Consider the following 1,143-nt stretch of genomic DNA (forward strand, 5'->3'; position numbering starts at 1 on the left):
GTCGACCTCGACGGTGGTGCCGTCGTCGAGCTGCACGGTCGCCGGGCCGCCGTGGATGCGCCCGATCCCGGTGTCGCGGGCGTCTTCTCGGGTGACGCGGCTGATCTCGGTGCCGAACCGCACGTCGACGGCGTGGCGGCCGAAGGTGTCGGCGACGGCGGCGGCCGCGAACGGTTCGACGCGCGGCAGCAGCCGTGATCCGCGCACCGCGACGGTGAGTTCCTCGACGCCGAGCTGGCGCAGCCACGTCGCGGCCTCGCACGCGACCACCCCGCCGCCGACGAGCAGCACCCGCCGCGGAATCTCGACGAGGTTGGTGGCGTCGCGCGAGGTCCACGGCAGCGCCGCGCGCAGTCCGGGGATGTCGGGGACGGCCGCGACGGAGCCGGTGGCGAGCACCACCGCGTGCCGGGCGCGGAGGGTGCGGGGGCGGTCCCCGTCGACGGCGACGGTGCATTCCCCGGTGATGCGGGCGTGTCCGCGCAGCACGTCGATGCCGACGGAGTCGGCCCACAACACCTGGGAGCTGTCGTCGCGGCGGTGGGTGAACTCGTCGCGGCGGGCCAGCACCGCGGCGGCGTCGACCCCGTGCGCGTTGATCTTCTGCTCGACGCCGTGCATGTGGCGGGCGGCGGCAAGGATCTGACCGGGACGCAGCAGCGCCTTGCTCGGCATGCACGCCCAATACGAGCATTCGCCGCCGACGAGTTCGTGCTCGATCAGCGCGGCGGTGCGGTCGCTGCCGTTGATCGCGTAGTGTGCGGCGTTCTCTCCGGCCGGGCCGCCGCCGATCACGATCACATCGAAGACGTCGTGGTCGGAGCCGGCGGTATCGGGACTCACCCGTTCTACGGTAGGCGGATCCGGCGCCGTCCGGACCGGTTCGGCCGGTTCACTCCACGTGCGGGGAGTCCGCGTCGAAGATCAACCCCATCGGGGCGAGGACCCGCACGACCTGTTCGGCGGCCCATTCGTCGAGGTCACACAGCAGCAGCGAACGCCACGGGGTGATCACCACCGGGCGTTCGACGGCGGCGAGGAATTCGGCGGTGCGGGCCGGGAGCACCCCGCCGGCGAGGGCGGCGGCGAGCACGACGGTGCCGTCGGCGCGGTCGAGCCAGCCGATGGGGTGCGGGGGTGGGG

Annotated in this window: 1 protein-coding gene and 1 pseudogene; both read right to left on the reverse strand. The window is 73.6% G+C overall.

Features of this window, described 5'->3' with window-relative positions; all coding sequences use genetic code 11:
• A partial coding sequence (locus tag I0Q12_RS18420) for an FAD-dependent oxidoreductase (protein ID WP_197253342.1) occupies positions 1-843 on the reverse strand: 843 nt, incomplete at its 3' end.
• 49 nt (positions 844-892) lie between these two features.
• A pseudogene (locus I0Q12_RS18425) lies at positions 893-1,143 on the reverse strand (precorrin-3B synthase); the annotation flags it as partial.

Source organism: Rhodococcus sp. CX (assembly GCF_015865005.1).
Classification (GTDB): Bacteria; Actinomycetota; Actinomycetes; order Mycobacteriales; family Mycobacteriaceae; genus Rhodococcus.